15 protein-coding genes and 3 pseudogenes are annotated in these 22,469 nt (G+C 69.5%); 8 read left to right on the forward strand and 10 right to left on the reverse strand.

The features are described from left to right. The first annotated feature begins 23 nt into the window (after positions 1-23). Positions 24-1,955 carry a BTAD domain-containing putative transcriptional regulator gene (locus OG819_RS47715; protein WP_266655983.1) on the forward strand — a complete coding sequence of 644 codons (1,932 nt, stop codon included), beginning with the start codon at positions 24-26 and terminating at the stop codon, positions 1,953-1,955. Continuing rightward, positions 1,952-2,485: a hypothetical protein gene (locus OG819_RS47720; protein WP_266637695.1), complete on the forward strand. Its 534-nt coding sequence runs from the start codon at positions 1,952-1,954 to the stop codon at positions 2,483-2,485. The genes OG819_RS47715 and OG819_RS47720 overlap by 4 nt, the downstream gene beginning before the upstream one ends. 125 nt (positions 2,486-2,610) lie before the next feature. On the opposite strand, the gene OG819_RS47725 is transcribed toward OG819_RS47720, so the two are convergent. The 5 genes from OG819_RS47725 to OG819_RS47745 all read right to left on the reverse strand — a co-directional run bounded on the left by OG819_RS47725 (position 2,611) and on the right by OG819_RS47745 (position 8,656). Then, positions 2,611-4,344: an amylo-alpha-1,6-glucosidase gene (locus OG819_RS47725; RefSeq protein ID WP_266637697.1), complete on the reverse strand. Its 1,734-nt coding sequence runs from the start codon at positions 4,342-4,344 to the stop codon at positions 2,611-2,613. An 82-nt stretch (positions 4,345-4,426) separates the two neighbouring features. Further along, positions 4,427-5,251, reverse strand: coding sequence for a carbohydrate ABC transporter permease (locus OG819_RS47730; RefSeq protein ID WP_266637699.1), 825 nt, complete (start codon positions 5,249-5,251; stop codon positions 4,427-4,429). Then, the gene (locus OG819_RS47735; protein WP_266637701.1) at positions 5,248-6,231 is read right to left on the reverse strand and encodes a carbohydrate ABC transporter permease; all 984 of its coding nucleotides are present in this window, start codon (positions 6,229-6,231) and stop codon (positions 5,248-5,250) included. Before OG819_RS47735 ends, OG819_RS47730 begins: the two co-directional genes overlap by 4 nt. A gap of 10 nt (positions 6,232-6,241) precedes the next feature. Continuing rightward, positions 6,242-7,489: a sugar ABC transporter substrate-binding protein gene (locus OG819_RS47740; RefSeq protein ID WP_266637703.1), complete on the reverse strand. Its 1,248-nt coding sequence runs from the start codon at positions 7,487-7,489 to the stop codon at positions 6,242-6,244. A gap of 144 nt (positions 7,490-7,633) precedes the next feature. Further along, positions 7,634-8,656, reverse strand: a complete 1,023-nt coding sequence (locus OG819_RS47745; RefSeq protein ID WP_266637705.1) for a LacI family DNA-binding transcriptional regulator — start codon at positions 8,654-8,656, stop codon at positions 7,634-7,636. A 403-nt stretch (positions 8,657-9,059) separates the two neighbouring features. Here OG819_RS47745 and OG819_RS47750 point away from each other — a divergent pair, with 403 nt between their 5' ends. Beyond that, positions 9,060-12,713 carry a LamG-like jellyroll fold domain-containing protein gene (locus OG819_RS47750; RefSeq protein WP_266655985.1) on the forward strand — a complete coding sequence of 1,218 codons (3,654 nt, stop codon included), beginning with the start codon at positions 9,060-9,062 and terminating at the stop codon, positions 12,711-12,713. 370 nt (positions 12,714-13,083) lie between these two features. Here OG819_RS47750 and OG819_RS47755 read toward each other — a convergent pair whose 3' ends face one another. Together OG819_RS47755 and OG819_RS47760 are read right to left on the reverse strand one after the other, a co-directional pair. Next, entirely contained in the window at positions 13,084-13,443 is a 360-nt protein-coding gene (locus OG819_RS47755; RefSeq protein WP_266637782.1) for a hypothetical protein, read from the reverse strand. 873 nt (positions 13,444-14,316) lie between these two features. Further along, positions 14,317-14,748, reverse strand: coding sequence for a MarR family winged helix-turn-helix transcriptional regulator (locus OG819_RS47760; RefSeq protein ID WP_266421148.1), 432 nt, complete (start codon positions 14,746-14,748; stop codon positions 14,317-14,319). Between the two features lie 150 nt (positions 14,749-14,898). Here OG819_RS47760 and OG819_RS47765 point away from each other — a divergent pair, with 150 nt between their 5' ends. After that, positions 14,899-16,302, forward strand: coding sequence for a DHA2 family efflux MFS transporter permease subunit (locus OG819_RS47765; protein WP_266638727.1), 1,404 nt, complete (start codon positions 14,899-14,901; stop codon positions 16,300-16,302). 106 nt (positions 16,303-16,408) lie between these two features. Here OG819_RS47765 and OG819_RS47770 read toward each other — a convergent pair. The 3 genes and pseudogenes from OG819_RS47770 to OG819_RS47780 all read right to left on the reverse strand — a co-directional run. Continuing rightward, positions 16,409-16,690, reverse strand: a pseudogene (locus tag OG819_RS47770) (hypothetical protein); the annotation flags it as partial. Between the two features lie 36 nt (positions 16,691-16,726). Further along, complete coding sequence (locus OG819_RS47775; RefSeq protein WP_266637784.1) at positions 16,727-17,287, reverse strand: DUF5134 domain-containing protein; 561 nt, start codon at positions 17,285-17,287, stop codon at positions 16,727-16,729. 43 nt (positions 17,288-17,330) lie between these two features. Continuing rightward, a pseudogene (locus OG819_RS47780) lies at positions 17,331-17,755 on the reverse strand (cupin domain-containing protein). A gap of 259 nt (positions 17,756-18,014) precedes the next feature. Between OG819_RS47780 and OG819_RS47785 the strand changes: the two are divergent. The 4 genes and pseudogenes from OG819_RS47785 (at position 18,015) to OG819_RS47800 (ending at position 22,321) form a co-directional block, all read left to right on the forward strand. Beyond that, a complete protein-coding gene (locus OG819_RS47785; RefSeq protein WP_266637786.1) occupies positions 18,015-18,755 on the forward strand; it encodes an SDR family oxidoreductase in 741 nt (246 codons plus the stop codon). Between the two features lie 87 nt (positions 18,756-18,842). Further along, positions 18,843-19,242, forward strand: a pseudogene (locus OG819_RS47790) (2-oxo acid dehydrogenase subunit E2); the annotation flags it as partial. Between the two features lie 143 nt (positions 19,243-19,385). Further along, positions 19,386-20,192 carry a methyltransferase gene (locus tag OG819_RS47795; protein WP_266637788.1) on the forward strand — a complete coding sequence of 269 codons (807 nt, stop codon included), beginning with the start codon at positions 19,386-19,388 and terminating at the stop codon, positions 20,190-20,192. 776 nt (positions 20,193-20,968) lie between these two features. Continuing rightward, the gene (locus OG819_RS47800) at positions 20,969-22,321 is read left to right on the forward strand and encodes an IS701 family transposase (protein ID WP_266655987.1); all 1,353 of its coding nucleotides are present in this window, start codon (positions 20,969-20,971) and stop codon (positions 22,319-22,321) included. Positions 22,322-22,469 lie beyond the last annotated feature (148 nt).

Consider the following 22,469-nt stretch of genomic DNA (forward strand, 5'->3'; position numbering starts at 1 on the left):
CGCAGGCGCGTGCGGCCGACCGGGTGGACGGTTCTGCGTACGCCCTCGAGCTGTACGCGCAAGCCCTGGCGCTGTGGTGCGGTCACGCGGCGGCCGGGATACCGGCTCAGGCTCGCAGCCACCCCGTGTTCGCGGGACTCGACGGCGAGCGTCTGGCCACGGTCAAGGAGGCCGCCGACGCGGCCCTGCGCTGCGGCCGCGCGGAACCGGTGCTGGCTCAACTCCAGGGCCTGGCCGACGACCATCCCCTTGACGAACCGCTGCACAGCCGGCTGATCCGGGCGCTGACGCTGACGGGCCAGCAGGCCCAGGCTCTGGAGACCTATCAGAAAATCCGGGTGCTTTTGGCCGAGGAGTTGGACGTCGAGCCCTCCTCCGAGTTGCTGGCCGCTCACCGCGAAGTGCTGAGTGCGCGGTCCGCACCCACTCCCCCGACGCCCTTCGCGGCCTCGGACAGTGATGGCTCAACCGGCCGGGCCGCTGCTCCCGAGACGGCCTCCCCGGCTCGTGACGACCTGCTCGTGCCGCTGCCCCGGCCGGCCCAACTCCCGGCCGCTTACGAACACTTCGCAGGTCGCGAGGCCGAGATCGACCACATGCTGCACCGCCTTCCGGCCGTCCAGGGCCACGGTGGACCCGGGACCACCATGGTGATCAACGCGATCGGCGGCATGGCCGGAGTGGGCAAGACCACCTTGGCCGTCCAGGTGGCCCATCGGGTGGCGGACCGATTCCCGGACGGCCAGCTCTACGTCAATCTGCGGGGATTCGATCTCCACGGCGCGGCCATGGACCCGGCGGAAGCCGTACGCGGTTTCCTCGAGGCCCTGGGAGTCAGCCGCAAGCAGATACCCGACAGCCTGGAAGCCCAGGCGGCTCTGTATCGAAGCCTCCTCGCGGACCGACGCGTCCTGGTCCTGCTGGACAACGCCCGCGACGCCGACCAAGTACGTCCGCTGCTGCCCGGCGCCGCCGGCTGCCTGGTCCTGATCACCAGTCGCAATCAGCTGACGAGCCTGGTGGTGGCCGGCGGCGCGCACCCCCTCACCCTGGACCTGCTGTCTCCGAAAAACGCCAGGCAGTCACTCGTACGACGTCTCGGGGCCGACCGGGTGGCCGCCGAACCTGCTGCCGTCGACACGATCATCTCCCTCTGCGGGGGGCTGCCACTGGCGCTGTCCATCATCACGGTCCGCGCCCTGATGAACCCGACGTTCCCCCTGTCCGGCATCGCAGCGGAACTCATGGAGGCGAACGGAAGCCTCGACGCCTTCGACGGCCTCGACGCGGCGACAGATGTGCGGACAGTGTTCGGCTGGTCGTACCGCACTCTGACCGGCGAAGCGGCCCGGCTGTTCCGGCTCTTGTCCCTGCATCCCGGGCCGGACATCGGGACACACGCGGCCGCCGCACTCGCGGACCGCCCAACCGTCCGGGTCCGTTCCCTGCTGGCCGAACTGACGCGCACGCACCTCCTCACCGAGGAGGCCCCGGGCCGATACCGCTTCCATGACCTCCTGCGCGCGTATGCGAACGAACTCGCCCGTGCCGAGGACGGCGAGGGGGACAGCGAGGAGGAACGGCGCGACGCACTGTGCCGCATGCTCGATCACTATCTGCTCACCGCGCATGCCAGCGCCCCCCTTCTCGATCCGGCGGGTGTCTTCCCCTCGCCGACCCCGTCGCCGGAGACAACGGGGACCCCGGTGGCCCTGGGGGACGCCGAGTCCGCCCTCAGCTGGTTCAGTGCGGAGCGGCTCGTCCTGCTGGAAGTGGTGCGGCAGTCGGTGGACGCCGGGCTCGGCGGCCACGCGTGGCAACTGGCGCGGCTGCTGGACCCGGTGCACGAACGGTTCGGGCACTGGCACGACTGGGCGGACCTCCAGCGCGTCGCCCTCGCCGCGGCCCCGCTGCCGCGCCGGGCCTGCAGGTCCCCGGCGACGGCGGCGGCGTGACCTCACCCGCTGTTCCCACCACGGCCTGTCTGGTCCGGGCAGGCACGAACGACGGCAACCGGCCCGTGTTCGTCGACCTCAGCCGCCTGGACGGCGTCCTCAGCGTGACCGGTGAGAAGACAGTGGCCCGTGACGTCGTACAGAACCTGCTGGCGGAGATCGCCCGCACCCGCCCCGGCACACCGGTGACCGTACTGCGGGGAACGGCCGACGCTCCGCCGCTCGCCGTATCGCCGAGCCTCCAGCAGCTGCCGCAGGTCACCCCCCAGGCCGTGGCCGTTCCGGTCCCCGCACACGGAACGGTGCGCGCCGCCGCCGCGCGCCGGCCGCTCAGGGGCCTGGTCGTGGTGGCGGGTACGCCGAACGGGCGGGAGGCCGCCGAACTGGCAGCCCTGTGCGGCCCGGGCGGCGCGGGCTGGACCGGACTCGTCTACGGGGAAGCCCAGGACGCGCACTGGCGCTGGTACACCGACGGTGACGGCCGCGTCGACATCCCTGTGCTGGACCTGAAACTCACGGTGCCCGCCTGAGCGGGGCGCCGGCCCGTCACCGGTGGACGTCGCGATCTTCCGACAGCGGGCCGGCACCATCACCGACAAGCGACCAAGGCTCACCGTTCACTCGTTACGGCCCCGGGGCGACGGGAGGCGGCCGCTCAGCGGCTCTCTCGGTGGGCGTGTGCTTCGGCCAGCAGGAGGTAGCTGCTGGCGGTCCAGGTGTAGGCGCGGTCGCGTAGGCCCGTTCCGGTGAGGGCGTCGAAGTTCTCGGCGAAGCCGTGGGTTTCGCACAGGGCGCGGAAGCGGGCGCTGATGTCGTCCGCGAGGCGCTGGTGGCCGGCGCGGCGCAGGCCGTCCTCGACGAGGACGGTGGCGGGGGCCCAGATCGGGCCGCGCCAGTAGCCGTCGGCGAGATAGTGCGGTGAGGTGGGCAGTTCGGTGGCGAGGCCGTACGGGGTCAGATGGGCCTTGATGTGATCGGCCAGCGCGCTGCCGACCTCGCCGGGCAGGTGCTCGCCCAGCACGATGGGCATCAGGTCGAGGAGGCTGGCGCTGCTCCAGGTGTCCCCGGTGGCGACCGACCGGGCGACGAACCTGTCGCCGGTCCAGAGTTGGTCGAACAGCGCCGTCTGGGTCGCCTCGGCTGCGGCAGTCCACCGGCGCGCCTCCTCCGACTTTCCCAACTCCTCAGCCAATGCCGCGAGTTCGTGCAGTTGGAGGACGAGGAAGGCGGCGAGGTCGGCGGTGACGACAACCCGCTCGGGATCGAAGGTGGTGGCGTTGTCCCAGCCACTGTCGTTGCCGTGCTGGTAGTAGGGCAGTTGGGTGTCGGGGGCTCTTCGCGCGGTGAGCCAGAAGTCGGTCCAGCGCTCCAACCGGGCGTATGTCTGGGCCAATTCGTCCTGGTGGGGAGGGGGCAACAGGCGGCGCAGGTGAGCGAAGGCCCAGCCGTGGATGGGCGGCTTGACGAAGTTGTAGAGCACTTCGGAGTGGGTGACCGAGTCGGGCAGGGCGCCGCCGTCGTCCTGGTGGTCGAAGGGCAGGTGGTACTGGTCCAGAGCGAGTTCGGGGTAACCGGATGCCAAGGCAAGGGCGTTGAAGCAGTGGTCCCAGCTCCAGACCTTGTCCATCCAGTGCTTGGACATCAGCACGGCGGGCCGGTTGACCAGGCCCGCCGGGCGTACGGTCGCCGACCAGACGACGTAGGCGGCGAGTTCGGCGGCCGGTGTGGCGGACGAGCGCCAGGGGGCCACCGCGTCGACGAAATCCGCGAACGCGCCCCGAACGGACTCCACGATGTCGTCGAAGGCCGCCGAGGACGCGTACGGCGGGCGGGCGGTGTCGAGTTCCTCGATCGCGATCTCCCAGGTCCCGCCCGCCTGTGCCGTCACGGTGAGACCGCGGTCGCTGCTGCTCAGCGCCTGATCTCCGGCCGGCTCCGCGATGGTGCCGGACAGCAGGGTGACGCGGTAACGGCGTCCGGTCTCGTACGAGGTGAACACGTGTGCCCGAGCCGCCGGGTCGTGGAAGAAGTACGTGCCGCTGAACGGAGTCAGGGTGTGCGCGGCGGCGAAGACATCGACGCCCAGCCCGCTCCCCCGCAGACGAACGGTGTCCGCGGACTCGTAGGCGAGGTCGACGCGCCCGCTCTCGCCGATCCAGCTGAGCAGGCCCGGTATCGCCTCGACGCGGGTCTCGGCACGTTCGCCCGAAGTCGTGTTCAGGGGGGCCAGGCGCAGGACGGCGTGCATGCCGTTCTGGTGCGAGACGAGGTGGAGGTCCTCGGCGTACGTCTTCTCCGCCACCACGGGCGAGATGTCGAACCAGGATCCGTAGGTACTGAAGGGGATGTCGTGGACGGAGAAGGCCGGGCCGGACGAGGCGGCGGTCATGTGGCGTGACTCGTTTCTGGAGCAGGAGGCAACGTCGACTGATGTACGGAGGGTTGAGCCGTCGTGGTGGGGTCGGGGGGACTCAGTCCTTGACGGCACCGGCGGTCACGCCGGCGGCGACGTAGCGCTGGGCGAGGACGAGGATCACCGCGGCGGGCAGCGAGGCCACGACGGCGGTGGCCATGATGGCGTTCCACTCCTGGTTGTTGTTGCCGATGTAGTGGTAGATGCCGAGGGTGATCGGCTCGTGTGCGCCGCCGTTGACCAGGGTGCCGGCGAAGACGAAGTCGGACCAGGACCACAGGAACGCGAACAGCGACACCGTGACGACGGCGTTGCGGCTCATCGGCAGCACGATCGACCAGAAGGTGCGCAGGGGCCCGGCGCCGTCCGTCCTGGCGGCCTGGAGCAGCTCGCCGGGGATGCCGGACATGAACGCGGTGAAGATGAGCACTGCGAAGGGAACGGCCAGGGTGGAGTCGGCGACGATCAGGCCGGGGACGGACTGGAGCACGCCGAGGCTGAGGTAGATGGCGTAGAAGCCCATCGCCATGATGATGCCGGGGATCATCTGGGCGGCCAGCAGGACGAAGCTCAGGACGCCACCGCCACGTGGGCGCAGCTTGGCCAGCGCGTATCCGGCGGGGGCGGCCAGTGCCACGGTCAGCGCGACAGTGCCCAGGGCGACGACGAGGCTGGTTGCGAGGTAGGGCAGCTGCTCGTCGAGGACGGTGCGGTAGCCGGCCAGGGTGCCGTGGACCGGCAGCAGGTCCGGCGGGCTCTTGCGCATGTCCTGGTCGCGGGTGACGGAGACGTTGAGCATCCAGTAGACCGGGAAGAGCATGATCGCGGTCAGCAGCACGCCGATCGTGGTCTTTCCCCACGTACGCCTGCGGTTTCGGCTCATGACAGCGCCTGCTTTCTCTGCACCCGTACGTAGACCAGGCCGAAGAGCAGCGCGGCGACGACGAGCAGATTGCCGACGGCCGCGCCCGGGCCGAAGGCGGGCAGGAGGTTGCCGAAGCCGAGTTGGTAGGACCAGGTGGCGAAGGTGGTGGACGAGTCCGCCGGGCCGCCCTTGGTCATGATCCAGATGATGTCGAAGACCTTGAGGGTGTAGACCAGCCCCAGCAGCAGCGTGATCGCCGACACCGGTCGCAGCAGCGGGAAGGTGATGCGCCAGAACCGCTGCCAGGCGTTCGCGCCGTCGAGAGCGGCGGCCTCGTACAGACCGACCGGGATGGACTGCAGGCCGCTGTAGAGCACGACCAGGTTGAACGGGACACCGATCCAGATGTTCGCGATGATCACCGAGGCCAGCGACCAGGACGGCGAGGTCAGCCAGTTCACCGGAGCGATGCCGACGGCGTGCAGGGTGGCGTTGACGACGCCGGACTCGCTGTTGAGCATCCACGACCAGGTCGAGGCCGACACGATCAGTGGCAGCAGCCAGGGCACGAGGAACAGCGCGCGCAGGGTGGCAGAGAGCCGGAAGTGCTGGTTGAAGAAGACCGCGAGGGCCAGGCCGATGGCGTACTGGAAGAGCAGACATACGGCGGTGAAGATGGCGGTGTGCAGCAGGGCCGGGGCGAAGGTCGGATCATCGAAGACGGTGCGGTAGTTCTTCAGGCCCGTGAACGGGGCGTCGCCCTGGACGAAGGAGCGGACGGTGTAGTTGCGCAGGCTCAGGTCGAGGTTGCGGTAGAGCGGATAGGCGTAGAAGAGGGCGAGGTAGACGGTCACCGGGGCGAGAAACCCCCAGGCGGCCCACTGGGTGGAGATGGGCCGGCGGCGTTTCCCGCTGCGGGCCGGGGGCGGGGAGGCGGGGGCCGTCCCGTTCCGGACGTGCGCGGACCGGTGATCCGGCGGATGTGTCGTCAGTTTCATCGGACGCACGTCACTTGGCCGCGGCCTGCGCCGAAGTGAGCGCGTCCTTGGGCGACTCGGACCCGCTGAGGGCCGACTGGACGGCCTTCCACATCTGCTCGGAGATCTTGGGGTACTTGGTGCCCAGATCGTCACTGGTGCGGCCCTTGGCCGCCTTGACCGCCTGCACCCACGGCTTCAGTTCGGTGTTCGCGGCCACCTGCTTGTCCTGGACCTCGCCGGTCGGAGCCACGTAGGACAGGGTGGTGTCGGTGTCGTACAGGTTGTCGGTGCTGGTCAGGCAGGTCGCCAGCTTCTGGGAGGTGGCGTAGCGGCCGGTGTCCTGCTGGACCGGGATGGTCATGAACTCTCCGCCGGTCGGGGCCGAGGCGTTGCCTCCGGTGGCGGACGGGATGGGAAGCACCCCGTAGTCGAGGCCGGCCTTCTTGGCGTTGCCGAGTTGCCAGGTGCCGTTCTCGCTGAACGCGTAGTCGCCGCTGGCGAACTCCTGCCAGCTGGTGGTCTGGGTGTTGTTGAGCACCGAGTTGGGGGCGTAGCCGTTCTTCAGCCAGTCCTTCCACAGCGACAGCGCGGACACGGCCTGGGAGGAGTCCAGTTCGGTCAGCTTGGCGCCCGCTCCCCAGAACCAGGGCAGGAACTGGAAGCTGCCCTCCTCTGTGCCGATCGCGGAGAAGGTGATGCCCTTCTTGCCCGCCTTCTTGACCTGTTCCAGTGCCGCCGTCAGTGACGTCCAGTCCTTGACCGAGGCGATGTCGACGCCAGCCTCCTTCAGCACCTTCTTGTTGTAGTAGAGGGCGAGGGTGTTGGCGCCGATCGGCGTGCCGTAGGTCTTGCCGCCCGACTGTCCGGCCGCCAGCAGGTTGGGGTCGGCCTTCGAAGTGTCCAGCTTGTTGTCCGCGGTCGTGGTGAGCACGCCGGCCTCGGCCAGGGTCGACACGACCGGGTTGTCGACGATGAGGACGTCCGGCGAGTTGCCCTGCTGCGCGGCCAGCAGCGTCTTGTTGCCGAGGTCGCTGGTGTCGAAGCCGGTCCGCTTGATCTTCACGTCGGCCTTGGCACCGCACTGGTCGAGCAGCTTCGCCCAGGCCGAGCTCTTGTCGAACTGCGGGTAGGGGTCCCAGATGGTGTACGTGCCGCTGCCGGCTCCCTTGGTGTCGGTGCTGCCCGAGCCGGAGGAGCAGGCGGTGGCGCTGACGGCGACGGCCAGGGCGGTGAGGGCGGCGGCGGTCAGACGGCGCCGTCTGGAGGAGGCGTTCATCGCGGGATTCCTTTTTTGGGCGTGCGGGTGCCGAGGCATGGGGTGATGAGGAGAAACGGACACGGCGAACGGCGCTGTGGGCCGGTTCGAGCGGCCGGTGAGGTGAGGAGATCTGTGTGAGTGAAGAGGGTTACGTCGGTGCGGTCAGGACGCCGTACCGGCTGCGGCGGGCCCGGTGCTGGCCCGCAGGGAGATCGGGGGCGTGAGGAGATGGTGGCGGGGCGGCGCGTCGGGATGGTCGAGCCGCTCCACCAGCAGGTCGACGGCGCGCCGGCCCATCTCCTCCGCCGGTACGTCGGCCGCGGTGAGCTGCGGGGTCACCGTCTCCGCCCAGCGGCCGGCCACGATTCCGGTGACGGAGAAGTCGCGCGGTACATGGCGGCCGGCCTGGGCGAGCCCTCGGTAGAGGCCGCCCAGGGCTGCTTCGTTCAATGTGACCAGGGCGGTGGTGGCGGGTTCGTCGTGCAGGATCTGCTCCAGGCAGGCCTGGCCCGACGCCGCGTCGTCCCCGCAGCAGTACGTCCGCACGGTGAGCCCGCGCTCGGCGGCGGCCTTGGTGAAGCCGTCGAGGCCCCGCTGCGCGGACTCGTAACCGGCCCGCAGCAACTGCTCGGGACGGTTGACGAAGGCGACCCGGCGGTGGCCCAGATCCGCCAGATGGTGGACGCAGGCCGCCGCCAGGGCGGTGTGGTCCAGGCCCACCCACCAGCCGCTCTCGGGATGGGCGGTGCGGCCGATGGCGACGGAGGGGAAGCCGAGGGCAGCCAAGTGATCGACCCGGTCGTCCGCCAGCCTGATCTCCATCAGGATCGCGCCGTCGACCCGCCGCTCCCCCAGCAGCCGCTGGAAGGAGCGGTCGCTGTCCACGCCGCTCGGGGAGAGCAGCACGTCGTAGTCGTGGGCCGCGGCGGCCTCCACCACACTGCCGATGAAGTCCAGCTGCATCCCGGTGTAGTGGCTGCCGGCCGGCGGGAAGACCAGGCCGATGGTGCTGGTCCGGCCGTTGGCCAGGGCGCGGGCGCTGGCGTTGGGTCGGTAGCCCAGCTCGTCGATGACCTCCTGGATCCTCCGGCGGGTGTCGTCCGAGACCGGGCGCTTGCCGCTCAGGGCGTACGACACCGTGCTCCGCGAGACACCGGCCCGCCGGGCGATCTCACCGATGTTCACGGCGACTCCTTGCTCGAACCGGTTCGCCCCCTCGGAAGAGGAAGCGCCCGCCGGTCGTGAGGGTAGGGGCTGGAACGAAGAACGGAGACCGGCTGTCGAACCGGTTCGCGTGAAGTGAAGGTAGGAACTGCCTCCAACCCTGTCAATACCGCCGGACGAACTTTCCCGACCCATGATGCCGCCGCGGAAACTTTCTGCCCAAGGGATTGATGGCTGGGAGCCCCGGTGCTAGCTTCCCCGAACCGGTTCGATGAAGCGATCCTTCCGGCAGCCAGAGGCCCCTCTCCACCCTCCCCCAGGACACGCAGGGCCGGCACCCCGCCGCCCTGGACCTTCCCCGCTTCTTCCTGCCACATCACCGAACCGGTTCGATGTACATCGCCACTCAAGGATTGAGGACGCAATGCCATCCGCTGACAGATCAGCCCGGCGCCGGGTGCCGGCCGCCGTGGCGCTGGTTCTCGGGGCGGGCCTGCTGGCCGTGCCGGCGGTCCCGGCGCGGGCAGCTGATACGCCCCAGCCCGCCGCCCACTACGCCTTCGATCACGACGACCTCGCCTCCGGACAGATCACCGACAGCTCCGGCAACGGCCTGACGGCGACCCTGGTGAACGGCTCCACCGCCCAGGCCGTGGCGGGCACTGACGGCGGCAAGGCGCTGGCCCTGCCCGGCGGGGCGCCCACCTCCGACGGTGCCTACGTCCGCCTGCCCCGCGAAGTGGTCGGCGACTCGAGCGACCTGACGGTTTCCGCCCGGGTGAAGTGGAGCGGCGACAAGTCGTCCTGGCAGCGGATCTTCGATCTGGGCACCGACACCACCAAGTACCTCTTCAGCACGCCGTACAACAGCAACGGGCTGTTCCAGACCTCCGTGACCACCGGCGGAGGGGGCGCGGAGACACAGGTCCGCGGCTACACGCCGCTGCCCGCGGACGCGTGGCGGACGGTCACCGTCACCCTCGACACCGTCGCCGGCCGGCTCACCACCTACCTCGACGGCGTGGCGGTCTCCTCCGCCGCGACCGGCATCAAGGCCAAGGACCTGCTGGACGGTTCGGCGACCGCCGCCGGCTACATAGGCAAGTCCTTGTACCCGGACCCGCTGCTGAAGGGCGCGATCGACGACTTCACCGTGTGGCACGCGGCGCTCAGCGCCGAGCAGGTGGCCGGTCTGGCCGGGCCCGTGCCGACCCTCCAGGCACTCTCGGCGACGTCCTTCGACGTCCGCACGACCGACGGGACCGCCCCGTCCCTCCCCTCCACCGTCCGCTCCTCCTTCTCCGACGGCTACGACCGCGACACCTCCATCGTCTGGGACGCCGTACCGCCCGAGAAGTACGCCGGGCCGGGGACCTTCACGGTGGCCGGAACCGCGGCCGGGCGCGCGGTGCAGGCCACCGTCACCGTGGTCCGCGAGGGCCAGCTCACCGTCGATCTCGGCTCGGACACCGGCGCGTTCCACGGCGGCGCCTCCGGCACCCTCTACGGCGTGTACGGACCGGACGTCCCCACCAACAACCTCATCGAGGGCATGGGCCTGCGCACAGTCTCCACCAAGGCCCAGGACGGCCCGCAGCACCCCGGTGCCGACGCGCTGGACGTGGTGAAGCCGCTGGCCGACTCCACCGACGGTGACGTGTACATCTACATGACCGACATCCACCGCGGCTTCCCCTACGAGTGGCCGGGCAGCACTCCGCAGGAGAAGTTCAAGCTGTACGAGGAGAAGATCGCGACCCAGGTCGACCAGGTCCTGAAGCTGCCGAAGCAGTACCAGGACAACATCGTCTTCGTGCCGTTCAACGAGCCCGAGGGCAACATGTTCGGCACCGGCGACTGGAGCTACGACAAGGTCAGCTGGCTGAACGACCCGGACGACTACTTCGCTGCCTGGGACTCCGCCTACAAGCTCATCAAGGGCAAGATGCCCGATGCTCGTATCGCCGGCCCCAACACCAGCGTCCTGTACGACCAGGTGAAGGGCTTCCTGACCCACGCCCTGGCCGCGGGCACCCTCCCGGACGTCATCACCTGGCACGAGCTGAGCCACCCGGAGGCGGTGCGCGAGAGTGTGGCCAAGTACCGGGCGTGGGAAAAGGAGTTGTTCAAGGGCACCTCTCGCGAGGACACCCAACTGCCCATCAACATCAACGAGTACGCGTTCAACTACCACACCTCCGTCCCGGGCCAGATGATCCAGTGGGTCTCCGCGATCGAGGAGTCCAAGGTCGACGCGGACATCGCGTACTGGAACATCGACGGCAACCTCTCCGACTCCGCGGTGCAGTCCAACCGCGGCAACGGCCAGTGGTGGCTGCTCAACTCGTACGCCTCGATGACCGGGCACACCGTGGCGGTGACCCCGCCGTTCCCCAGCCAGAACTACACCATGCAGGGCGTGGCCACGCTCGACCCGAAGAAGAAGCAGGCCCGGCTGCTCTTCGGCGGTTCCACCGGAAAGGGCCACATCACCTTCGCGGGCGTCCCGAAGAAACTCTTCGGGGCTCAAGTGCACGCCTGGGTGCGGGAGATCGAGTGGAGCGGGCAGGTCGGCGACAACTCCGGCCCCAAGCTGCTGACCGAGCAGAATCTGAAGGTCGGTCAGGACGGCACGGTCACCGTCGACTTCGGCGACGGCGTGCTGCCGAAGCTGAAGGAGTCCTCGGCGTACGAGATCGTGCTCAGCCCGGCCGGGAAGGCGAAGGGCACACAGTCGCCGCCGGTGAGCTGGCAGGCGTCGTACGAGGCGGAGGACGCGGCCCACACGGGCTCCGGCTACTCCAAGAACGGCCCCGAGGGCTCCACCTCGGACGTGTCGAAGTTCTACACCTCCGGCGGCTACGACGTGGGCGGTCTGCGCACCGGCTCGGACGTCACGCTCGACTTCACGGTGGACGTGCCCAAGGACGGCACCTACGACCTGAGCGTCTTCGCCAACTCCCTCAACACCTTCGACAAGGTCAAGGAGCAGGGGCCCACCAACGTCTTCCTGCGCGTGGACGGCAAGGCCGACAGCGAGCAGCAGCTGTATCTGCCGGTCGGCTACAAGTGGGTGGTGTGGGACCACACCGACACCAAGGTGAAGCTCACCAAGGGCAAGCACACCCTGACGCTCGCCGCGAAGAGCCTCGACGGCAAGCGGGTCACGAAGGGTGACGCCATCGTCGACCGCCTCACCCTCACCCTTCCCACGGCTTCGGCCGGCACCCAGGTGGACGAGGGCGAACTGGCCTGGCTGGAGGGCGGAGCACAGGCCGTCTACAACCTGCCGAAGCAGGCGGCCAGCGGCTCCGGCGCGGCCCGTGTCGCCAAGGGCCAGACCGCCACGTTCTGGGTGTACTCCCCCGCCGACCGCGAGGCCACCCTCGACGTCGACGCCCTCGGCGGTGCCGGCGCACGGCTGTCCGTCAACGGGCACGAGGTGCTGCGCCTGGCCAAGGGCCGCAGCGCTGTCGCGGTCTCCCTCTCCGGCGGCATCAACAAGGTGACCGTGACGGGCGGTTCGTCGCCCACGCTCGTCGACCGCCTCACGGTCACACCGACCGAGGGCGCGCTCAAGACGCGTGTCTACGAGGCACAGGACGCCGTACTCGCGGGCTCGGCCACGCTCACCCCGTTGTCCCTCGCCACCGACGGCACGGCGATCACCGGCGTCGGCGGTGACCCGGGCAACGGCAACACCGCGACGTTCACGGTGACCGCGGACAAGGCCGGCCTGTACGCGCTGCGCGTCCGCTACTCCAACCCCGAGCAGTCCGAGGCCACCCACTACAACCCGGACCCGCTGGCCCGCCACGCGGACATCAGCGTCAACGGCGGCGGGACACAGCGCGTCGGCTTCCCCCACACCTTCCACCAAAACAACTTCTGGGAGCTGACCGTGCCGGTCCAGCTCAAGAAGGGACAGAACACGGTCACCTTCCGCTCCGAGGAACTACCGAACTTCGACGGCACCACCTACGCCTCGGACACTTTCCCGGGGGTGCTGCTCCGCTCCCGCTACGCGCCGCTGATCGACCGGATCACCGTGGCGCCGTACGCACGGCAGGTGCGATGAGCCAGTAGCCGGTGACATCGGCAGGCGCCCGGGTCCGTCGCGGTGGACGGCCCGGGCGCTTCGCTGTACAGGGCGGCAAGGTCACCTACCCACGGCGTCGGAGACACCGTGCCGGCCGGGGCGACGTTCGATGTGGTGGTCAAAGGCCTGCACGGCCTGTACCGCCGACAGACGAAGAACCTGCCGGCGACCGCCCCTCGGCCCTCCGGGTCCAGCAGCCGCTCACGCGACCCGGCGCCATGACGCCTGATCATGCCGTTGACCTGCAACAACCCACCGAACGGAGCGAAAGGAAGGCACATTCGACCCGGATTCGACCCCGCCGCCCTCCCATCACGGCAACGACCAACCTTGATCTGCAGCACTATGGTCAGTGGCCGCCGCTCGGGGGCTCGCAGCCGGTGCCGTCCGGGTAGCCGCCGAAGGCATCCGCCTTGGTGGAGTCACTGCTCATCGTGCCCTCCACACACCAGGGAGAGGCGCCGATGTCGATGAGGAAGCCGACCCCGGCTGACCCGTCCTGGTACGCCTGCACCTTCCCGGCGGAGTAGCCGAGGCTAGCGAGCGCGTTGCGGACGCTGTCCGGGGCGAAATCGTCGCGCTGGCGCAGCAGTTCGAGTGCACTCTTGACGCGTCCGACGGCGGTGAGTCCGTCGCAGCGGCTCTGGCCGTGGAGTGGGATGGGAACTCTGAAGCCGTGGTTTTCGGCGTAGTGGTCGGTCGGCGGCACGGTTGAGCTGGGGGTAGTGGCGGCCGTGGGCGCCGTTGGCTTGGGGCTCTCGCCGGGGCAGGTGAAGTCCGCTGGTGTACTCGGCGTCGATATACCGGTCGGAGTTGGATGCGAACGCCGGTACGCGTCGGCGGTATCCCCTGCCCGCTGCGTTCCGCACCCCGCCGTCAGCAGGACCATCACCGCTAACGGCAGCATCCCGAGCCGGGCTCTCGTCTTCCTCAGTGTCGTCACCCCCCGATCCTTCCCCGCAGCTCGGTGGGTGTCATGAGTACTTCTACTCATTGAGCCACACCACCCCGGTCAGCCTGAGCTTCGCTTTTGTCCCTGGCTGCATAGGTGTGCGGCTGGCATGATGACGGCCGTGACCGCAAACCGAAGGGCCGATGCCGCGTAGACGGCCTGGCGCCCTGCGCGCCCAGCACCATGGTCCTCGCATCCGGGAGGACCCGCCGCCAAGTCGGATCCACAGGCTCTCCGCCCTCACCAGCCTGGCGATACATCGAGTGGAGCGCCTCTCGGGCGATTATTGCGTCTTCCCAGGCGCCACGGTTCGCGCGCTGGCGGCGTCCTTCACGAATACCGACATGTCGCTTGACCAGTGCGGATCATTATCGGCACCCGCAGATTGGCCCTGCGTCCGCACGAGGTGAGTGTCACCAGGGTCCGGTTCGGATTCGTCGACACCAAGATGGCCAGGGCCGAACACACAGCCTTGATGATGACCGCTGTCAGACCGCGGCCGTCGTCAAGCGCGTCCTTCGCGCGCGCCCCGTCCAGCCGTCACACCCCCGACGGATGGCATGCGCCCTGGCCCTGTTGTGCCTGGCGACCGCACCGCCCTGCGGCGCGCACCGTACCGATGACCCGCCCTCAGACCGTGGCCTCGCGGATACGCGAGAGCAGCGCACGCAGCCGGTCGCGGTCCTCGCCGCTCAGTCCGGCCGTGGCCTCGGCGAGGGCGCGGCGGTCCACCGTCTCCGCCTCCCGGTGGCACTCCACGCCCCGCTCGGTGAGGCGCAGCAGGAAGGCGCGGCGGTCGTGCGGGTGCCGTACTCGCTCCACCAGCCCGTCGCGCTCCAGGCTGTCGACGATGCTGGTGGTGGTCCGTGCCGAAACGCCGGTCAGCTCGCTCAAGTCCCGCATCCGCAGGGGCTCCGGCGCCTGCGCGAGCATCCGCATGGCGCGCAGCCGGGCGACAGAGGCACCCCCGGTCCGCAGCCGCGCCTCCACGTACTGACGCAGTTGATGTGTCGTCTCGTACAGCTCGTCGACCAGGATGTCGCTGCTGCCCTGCACCGCCATGACCGCTCCCCGTTTCCCGCTCCGCCGATGACCCGATTCTATGAGCACCCACATACTGAGTATACTCAGCATGTGCTGCGTTCCCATCCTCACCGCTTCCGGCCGCCGCTTCGTTCCCTCCGCCCCCGACAGCGCCTGGTCGTCCCCGTCATCTGTGTCAGCGTGACCTTCATCGCCATCGTCGACGGCGCGATCACCACGGTGGCGCTGCCCTCGATCGCAGACCAGTTCGACCTGACAACGGCCGCCCTGGACGGCGTGGTCGTGGTCTACCCGGTCTGCCTGGCCATGGCCATTCCCGCCTCCGCCTGGCTGGTCGAACGCCTCGGCGCCAAACGCGTGCTGCTCACCGCGCTCGCCGCCTTCCTCGGCTCGTCGCTGCTGTGCGGTACGGCGGCCGGCCTCGCCGAACTGGTCACCTACCGCGCGTTCCAGGGACTGTCCGCCGGCATACTCTTCCCCGCCTCCGCCGCACTGCTCTTCGCCACCTTCGACTCCGGCGAGCAGGTGCGCATATCCCGCTACATGATCATTCCCCAGCAGATGGCCCCGGCAGCGGCCCCCATTCTCGGCGGACTGCTCGTGGACCACCTCTCCTGGCGGTGGGTCTTCTACGTCAACCTGCCGGTGGGCGTGCCCGTCGTGCTGTTCGGCATGCTGTTCCTGGCCGAGCGGCGGGGCCGCCCGCCCGGCCGCTTCGACCTGACCGGCCTCCTGCTGAGCGCCACGGGGCTGGGCGCGGCGATGTTCGGCGTGTGCGAGGGCCCCAACCGGGGCTGGACCTCCCCACCGGTAGTCACGACACTGCTTCTCGGCGCGATCGGGCTGGCCGCGGCCGTGGTCTTCGAACTGCGTACCGCCGAACCCCTGCTGAAGCTACGCCTCTTCGCGGACCGGCTGTTCCGCGACACCAACCTGGTCAACCTCGTCGGCCTGATCCCCATCCTCGGCGCCATGTACCTCGGCCCGCTCTTCCTTCAGGAGGCGCAGGGGCGCACCGCTCTGGAGTCCGGCACCAGCACCTTCCCCGAGGCGTTCGGCGTGCTGCTCACCGTCCAGGTCGCCGCAGCGCTCTACGCCCGCGTCGGTCCCCGCGTGATCGTCGGATGCGGACTGTCCGGCGTAGCCGTGGTCCTGCTGCTCTTCTCCACCTGCGACGAGAACACCGGCCTATGGACCTTCCGGGCCTACATGTTCCTGCTCGGCATCGCCATGGGCGGCGTCTTCATGCCCACGACGGTCGCCTCGCTCGCGAACATCGCCCGCCACGACCTGGCCCAGGCATCTACCCTCAACACGGTCGTACGCCAGACCGGAGGCGCACTCGCACCGGCGGCCGTCACCACGGTCCTGGTCCTGAGCACCCCCGCGACCGCCTCCTCCGCTCCGCCCATCAGCGCCTACCACAACGCCTACCTCGCCCTCGCCGCGATCGCGGCGGCAACCGCGGCCTTCGCCTTCACTCTCCCGGACGCCGCGGCCCGAGCGGCGGCCCGCACCACCACCACCGCCCGCTCCACACCCCACCGCTCCCAGCACGAGAACGCCCACTGACGTCACACGGCCGGTCCGGAACCACCCACGAACCCCCCGCGCCGGTTCCCGCCGGGACTCCGTCCTCACACGGCGTTCGCCGACCACCGCGCTCCGCGCATCATGACTCCCAGACGCTGCAGGCGGCGACCTCGACGCCGAGCGCGGCGGGTTCGCCGTGGATGCGGCGATGGCCCTATGAGTTGTCTTCGCGGGCCAGGCGCAGGACCAGGGCGCGGATCGAGCGGACGGTGGGCGGGCGCCCGCGACACTTCGGTACTCAGGCGGCGCCACGACGTTGCCCGAGCATGTCGCGGTGCCAGCGCAGCAGTGCGTCGGGACGGACCAGCAACAGGAGGTGAGGCGCCCCGACGTTCTCGGACTTCCTCATGCGCAGCAAGGCCGTCATCGGCGCGCGGTGACGCGGGGCGAGCGATCATGTCGGTCAGTGAGGCATGACCAGCATGATCGCCGTGCCCAGCGCGGTCGAGCCGTCCCAGAAGTGGCCGTACGGCCGTGGGAGGATGCCCCGAGTGTCCGACGTGGCGCGCAGCCCGGGCATGTCGCGGGTCAGCGAGCACAGCGCGCAGGTGAGCAGGCACAGGGCCAGCGCGGCGGTGACGAGTGATCCGGTGGTCGACTCCACCGCGGCCGGTGCGTGGTGCGTGGCGTGCGGGCTGTGGAGCATCCAGACCATCGCGGCCATGCCGAGCGCGTAGGGCAGTCGCCGTGCCGTCGTGGCCTGGAGGGACTCCCCGGGGCGGCGTACGGGTGTGAGCGGGAACCACAGGGCGGCGGCGGTGAAGAGAACGGCCTGCCCGGTCCGCGGCAGCAGTGGCCCCCACGGCATCGCCGCCATGGCCACAGCCATTGCGGCGTGCAGGAGATGGTCGACGCGTCCGCGCCATGCCGAACCGGGAGGCCCGAGCGCGTACCGCACCGCATAGCCGGCCGCGCCCACGAACAGCGTGGTCAGCAGGGCGTGCACGGCATCGGTGGCGCTCATCGCCCGGCGTGCCTTCGCGCGCGGCGGCCGTGTGCCGGGGGCCTCACTCGGTGGGCCGCGGTGCGCGCAGGTGGGCACGCTGTTCCAGCTCCTCATCGGAGAAGAGTTCGAGCATGGGCTTTCCCGGCGCACACATCATGGTCACGATGAACCAGGTCCAGGCGTCCCTGAGCGCGCTGCCGTCCTGGCAGTGGATCATGTCGCCGCCCGGCTCCCAGAACGTGCCACCGGCCTCCACCACCCGTTCGGGTTCGCCCTCCTGCTCGAAGCGGACGGCGCCGTCCACGACGTAGTCGAAGGCGGGCCCGGAGTGGCGGTGCGGCGAGGTTCCCGGGTCGCCGGGCTCCCACTCGGCCTGAATGCTCATCGCGCGGCGCCCTCGGGGTTCGTCAGGGGCGCGGCGTCCTGCACCATCTGCGCCGCCGTCATCCAGCTCTCCGACGCCGCCTGGTCGCCGACTCCGTGCATGTGCGCCGCGTGGTTGTCCGACACTGTTGTGCACCTTCCATGAGTCGCCATGCTTCCGGGCGGGGCGCATCTCCCCGCCTCTTCAGCTGTGTTGACCGAGCACCGTGCGGATCTGTGACAGGTATGGCGTTCCACAGGCAGTGCGCGGGACGGTGTCACAACAATGGCGCAAACACTGTCCTTGATGTTGTGAGTGGCTGACGTCGCCGTCACGAACGCATCCGTGGGGTCACCGACCCCCTGACGGGAAGAGACCCGGATGAGAGTCGTTGTTGCAGGGGCCACCGGTCTGATCGGTTCCAGGACTGTCGCCAGGCTCCGGGACCACGGTGTGGAAGTCGTGCCCGTCTCGCGCCGGGAGGGTGTCGATGTCATCACAGGGCAGGGGCTCATCGCGGCCCTGCGGGGCGCCGACGTGGTCGTGGACGTCACCGACGCGCCCTCCCGCGCCGAGGGGACGAGCGTCGAGTTCTTCGGCACGTCGACCGGTAACCTGCTGGAGGCCGCCGCCGCCACGGGCATCGAGCACTATGTCGCGCTGTCCGTCGTGGGAGCCGACCGGGTGCAGCAGGGCTACTTCCGTGCGAAGGCGTTCCAGGAGGAGCGGGCCCGGCGCTCGCCGATCCCACACTCCCTCGTGCGCGCCATGCCGTTCTTCGAGTCCGTGGACGCCCTGTCCCGGTCGACCGCGCACGCGGACGGCGTGCACGTCGCGCCCGTGCTGATCCGCCCGGTGTCGACGGACGACGTCGCGGCCGAACTCGCCCATGTCGCCGTCGGGCTGCCGCTGTTCGGCGTCCTGGAGATCGTCGGCCCCGAGGAGTACCCACTCGACGACCTCGCCGCCAAGCTGCAGGCCGCTCGGGGGGACATCCGGGGGGTGGTCACCGACGCGCGTGCCCCGTTCTTCGGCGCCCTGGTCGCCGAGCGCTCGCTGCTGCCCCGCGCGACGGCCCACCCGGGTCACGAGACGCTCGCACACTGGCTCGCGCGGCGCTGACCACCGAGGCCGAGCGCGCGCTCGCCCCGCGTACCCGCCCCTCCCCCGCCACCCGGTGCCGACATCGGAGCACGGCTCCGATGTCGGCACCGTGGTATCGCTGTGGACACTGACAAGGGCCTGATGACCCCGGTCATCAAAGCTGCGGGCGACCTGAGCATCGCCGGGATCGCACGCGCGACCACGGAATTCGCCGACAGGGCCCGCACCGGCCGGCTCACCCCGGACGACGTGCCGGGTGCCACCTTCACGATCTCCGACACCGGCTGCCGCGACGCCCTGTTCGAGACGGTCGCCGTGCCACCGGGCCACGTCGCCATGCTGGGTGGCGGCAGCGTGGTGAAGCGTCCCGCCGTCGTGGAGGCGGACGGCGCGGCCGCGATCGACATCCGCGACATGGTTCCTGTCGCTGTCGTACGACCACCGCCTGGTGGTCGGCGCCGACGCCGCCCGCTGTCTGGGCACCGTCAAGACGCTCCTGGAGTCCGACGCCCTCGGCGCGGACCTCATGCCGACCGCGGAGTCCAGAGGTCGGTCTCCGTCCCGCCTCAAGGCCCCCGTCGCCTCATGGCACCGGGGCCGCCACCACACGGCTGTCACAAAAGTAACGCATCGTCTGTCTTGCTGGGTATGCACCCTGTCACCTCCCGGGAGTCGGCCGCTCCGCCCCAGCCGGACGACTACACCGTCAGCGCCGAGTTCTACGACGTGCTCCAAGCCCAGCAGGACGCGATACGGGTCCACCACCTCTACAGCGACGCCGTGCGCGGCGCCCGGCTTGGCGTGCTGGACGTGGGCGCCGGAACCGGTCGTGTGACCTTGATGAGCCTTCTCGAATCCGAGGTGGGCGTGCACGCCGTCGAACCCGCGCGGGCGATGAGGACCTCGCTGATGACGCGTCTGGCCTCCCTGCCCGCGGAGTCGAGGGCGCGCGTCACGGTCCACCCTCATCCACTCGACCAGGCGGAGCTGTACGAAGTCGCGGACGTGGCGATCTGCCACAACACCGTCGCCAGCCTGTCGTCCGCCGTACGCCGCGCCCTGTGGCCGTCCCTCGCCCGGGCGATCGTCCCCGGCGGTTCGTTGCATCTTCAGCTGCCTCCCGCTCGGCTTCCCGACGCGGAGGTGGTGCGCCCCTTCCCGGCGCAGCGGGTCGGCCGACACGAGTACGGGGGACGCATGGTGATGTCGGCCGACGGCGCCCGGATCCGCACACGGTTCGACTATTGGGTGTGCGCGGGCAGACACGTGCTGCGCGAGCACACGGAGACGTTCTGGATGTGGCCGGCCTCGCGTGCCGAGGTGATCGACCAACTGCGCCCGCAGGGCTTCCGCCCGTTGCCCGACGGGACCCGCCGGACCGACACGTCCGTGCTGACGCTGACTCTTGGCAGGCCCAGGACATCGTTCAGGACGCCTAGCCACGCCGGCCGGTGACCGATCGCGCCCAAGTGCTGGCAAGATCGTGACCCCCGGATGCCACAAGGGCGGCTACTCGTCGGTCAACCAGTCGTCCGGAATCCGGATTTCCACTGACCGAAGGACAGACCAACGTGCCCGCATCCCTGCCCATCGCGTCTGCTTCATTGACAACGTAGGTCCCTGTTTTGTGACATCCACCGTGCAAATTTGGTGCGGACGGTTGGAACACGGGGGGCGTTGAGCGAACGAGCGTCCTGTTCTGCTCCGGTTCGCTGGCGCCCGAGGCATGCAGCAGGCGTTGAAACGTGACCTTCCCCTCGTAGCGTAGAGACCCTGGCTGCAGGGGAAGTTGAGGGTCATGGCAGGCAAGAGGCGGAAGTTCGACGCGGAGTGATTTTCCGCTTGAGCTTCATTTCAATCCTTATGCGTTGGTCTTCAAGAGGGCGCTGCCGTCGCTTACGCAACTCCGTTGCGATGTGACCCATGGTCAGGACGTCCAGCAACACGGGCCGCGGTCGATCGTGCGATGCGAGAGAGGTTCATTTTTCGGACACAACCTCGCCTCCCGGGCTGCTTTGCTCTCTTCGGTAAGGGGCCGCCTCATCTGACGAACTTCCCCCTGGCCGGGGTCCGTTCTCAGTCTGATGCGGCTGGACACACAACATGTGATGCGGGCCCGGTCGGAGAAGTTCGCGTGAGACACGGCAGCTGTAGTTCCAGCGTCTGCGCTGGTCAGTGTGTTGCCGGGGCGGGTGCGGGCATGAGTACGGCCACCGTGATCATGAACGTTTGTGACGACGTATCAAGACGCGGTGGCCGTGGAAGCAACGATAGCCGAGCGGGCGTGGGGCGAGGCGTTCGGGAGGGCGATGCGGACGGTGGCGGGGTGCTTCGCGCGACGTGAAGCCCGGGCGACGGCGGCGGAGTTGGTCGCGGGGCTGTTGCTGGAGGTGGACACGCGGAACTGCTGGACGCTCGCGCAGGTTCTGGGACATCCGGGCCCGCACCGGCTGCAGCACCTGCTCTCGCGCGCCCGGTTCGACCATGAGCGGGCCCGGCAGGAGATCGCCTGCCTCGTGATCGATGAACTCGCCGGTCAGAGCGTGGTGTTGGTGGCGGACGAGACGGGGGATGCGAAGTCGTCCACGGACTGCGTGGGCGCCGGCCGGCAATACTCCGGTGCAATCGGCGGTGTCGGACTGTGCCAGGTGGCGGTACACCTGGCGGCGGTCACCGCGACGACGAAGGTGATCATCGATCGGGCCCTGTATCTCCCGGCGGACTGGGCTGCGGACGAGGAACGCCGCGAGGTCGCCGGAGTGCCGGAGGAGATCGCCTTCGCGACGAAGCCGCAGCAGGCGCTGGCCATGGTCACCGACGCGCTCGCCGCCGGGCTGAAGGCCCGCTGGTTCGCGGGCGACGAGGTGTACTGCGGGCGCGAACTACGCCGGGGCATACGGGCGCTGGGGCTCGGCTACACCGTTGGCATCGCCGCCACCTACCAGGTCACCGACGGGACCGGGTGCCGCTGGGAGGCCCGCAAAATGATCAACAAGGTGCGGCCCGGGCAGTGGATGCGCCGGCAGACCGGACATGGCACCAAGGGCACCCGCGAGTACGACTGGGCCTGGCTCGATGTCCGCCCCGACGACGCTCTCGACGAGAACCGGAACGAGAAGGAGGCCGGGACGAGTGTGCTGGTCGCGCGACGGCACCGCTACACCGGCGAGGTATCCTACTTCCGCTGCTGGGCACCCGGCGACGTCTCGCTCGGCACGCTGGTGGAAGTGATCTGTCGCAGATGGCGGATCGAGGAGACCTTCCAACTCGCCAAGGGCTTCACCGGACTCGACCAGGCTCAGGTGACCTGCTGGAACTCCTGGATGCGCTGGTCACTGTTCGCCCTGATCGCCGCCGCCGTCCTTGCCCTCACGGCCGCCGCCGTCCACGACGCTGCCGAGGACGAACCCGCACTCGTCCCGCTGAGCTGCCCCGAGCTCATCCGGCTCCTGCGAGCCCTCGTGCTGCCGCCACCCGTCCGCGACCGCGAGCACGTCCTGCACTGGACCGCCTGGCGGCGCCATCACCAAGCCGTCGCGACCGCCTGCCACCAGCAACGACACCACCGTCACGACCAACCGTGATCAAGAACTACAGCTGCCGTGTCACACCTTGGCAAGTGATCTGCGTCTCACTGCACACCATGCAGTTCCCTCCGCGCCCGCTCGTCCCCGCCTTCTCCGGCTGACGTCAGGCGTGGAACCCGGGCGGGGGCGTTGTCATGTTGTTCGG

The organism is Streptomyces sp. NBC_01549, assembly GCF_026339955.1.
GTDB lineage: Bacteria > Actinomycetota > Actinomycetes > Streptomycetales > Streptomycetaceae > Streptomyces.

Coding starts and splice junctions, on each gene's coding strand:
- OG819_RS47735 (WP_266637701.1), bottom strand. CDS start 6,231: ATGAAACTGACGACACATCCGCCGGATCACCGGTCCGCGCACGTCCGG.
- OG819_RS47760 (WP_266421148.1), bottom strand. CDS start 14,748: ATGGCGGTGCAGGGCAGCAGCGACATCCTGGTCGACGAGCTGTACGAG.
- OG819_RS47750 (WP_266655985.1), top strand. CDS start 9,060: ATGCCATCCGCTGACAGATCAGCCCGGCGCCGGGTGCCGGCCGCCGTG.
- OG819_RS47730 (WP_266637699.1), bottom strand. CDS start 5,251: ATGAGCCGAAACCGCAGGCGTACGTGGGGAAAGACCACGATCGGCGTG.
- OG819_RS47775 (WP_266637784.1), bottom strand. CDS start 17,287: ATGAGCGCCACCGATGCCGTGCACGCCCTGCTGACCACGCTGTTCGTG.
- OG819_RS47725 (WP_266637697.1), bottom strand. CDS start 4,344: ATGACCGCCGCCTCGTCCGGCCCGGCCTTCTCCGTCCACGACATCCCC.
- OG819_RS47785 (WP_266637786.1), top strand. CDS start 18,015: ATGAGAGTCGTTGTTGCAGGGGCCACCGGTCTGATCGGTTCCAGGACT.
- OG819_RS47795 (WP_266637788.1), top strand. CDS start 19,386: ATGCACCCTGTCACCTCCCGGGAGTCGGCCGCTCCGCCCCAGCCGGAC.
- OG819_RS47740 (WP_266637703.1), bottom strand. CDS start 7,489: ATGAACGCCTCCTCCAGACGGCGCCGTCTGACCGCCGCCGCCCTCACC.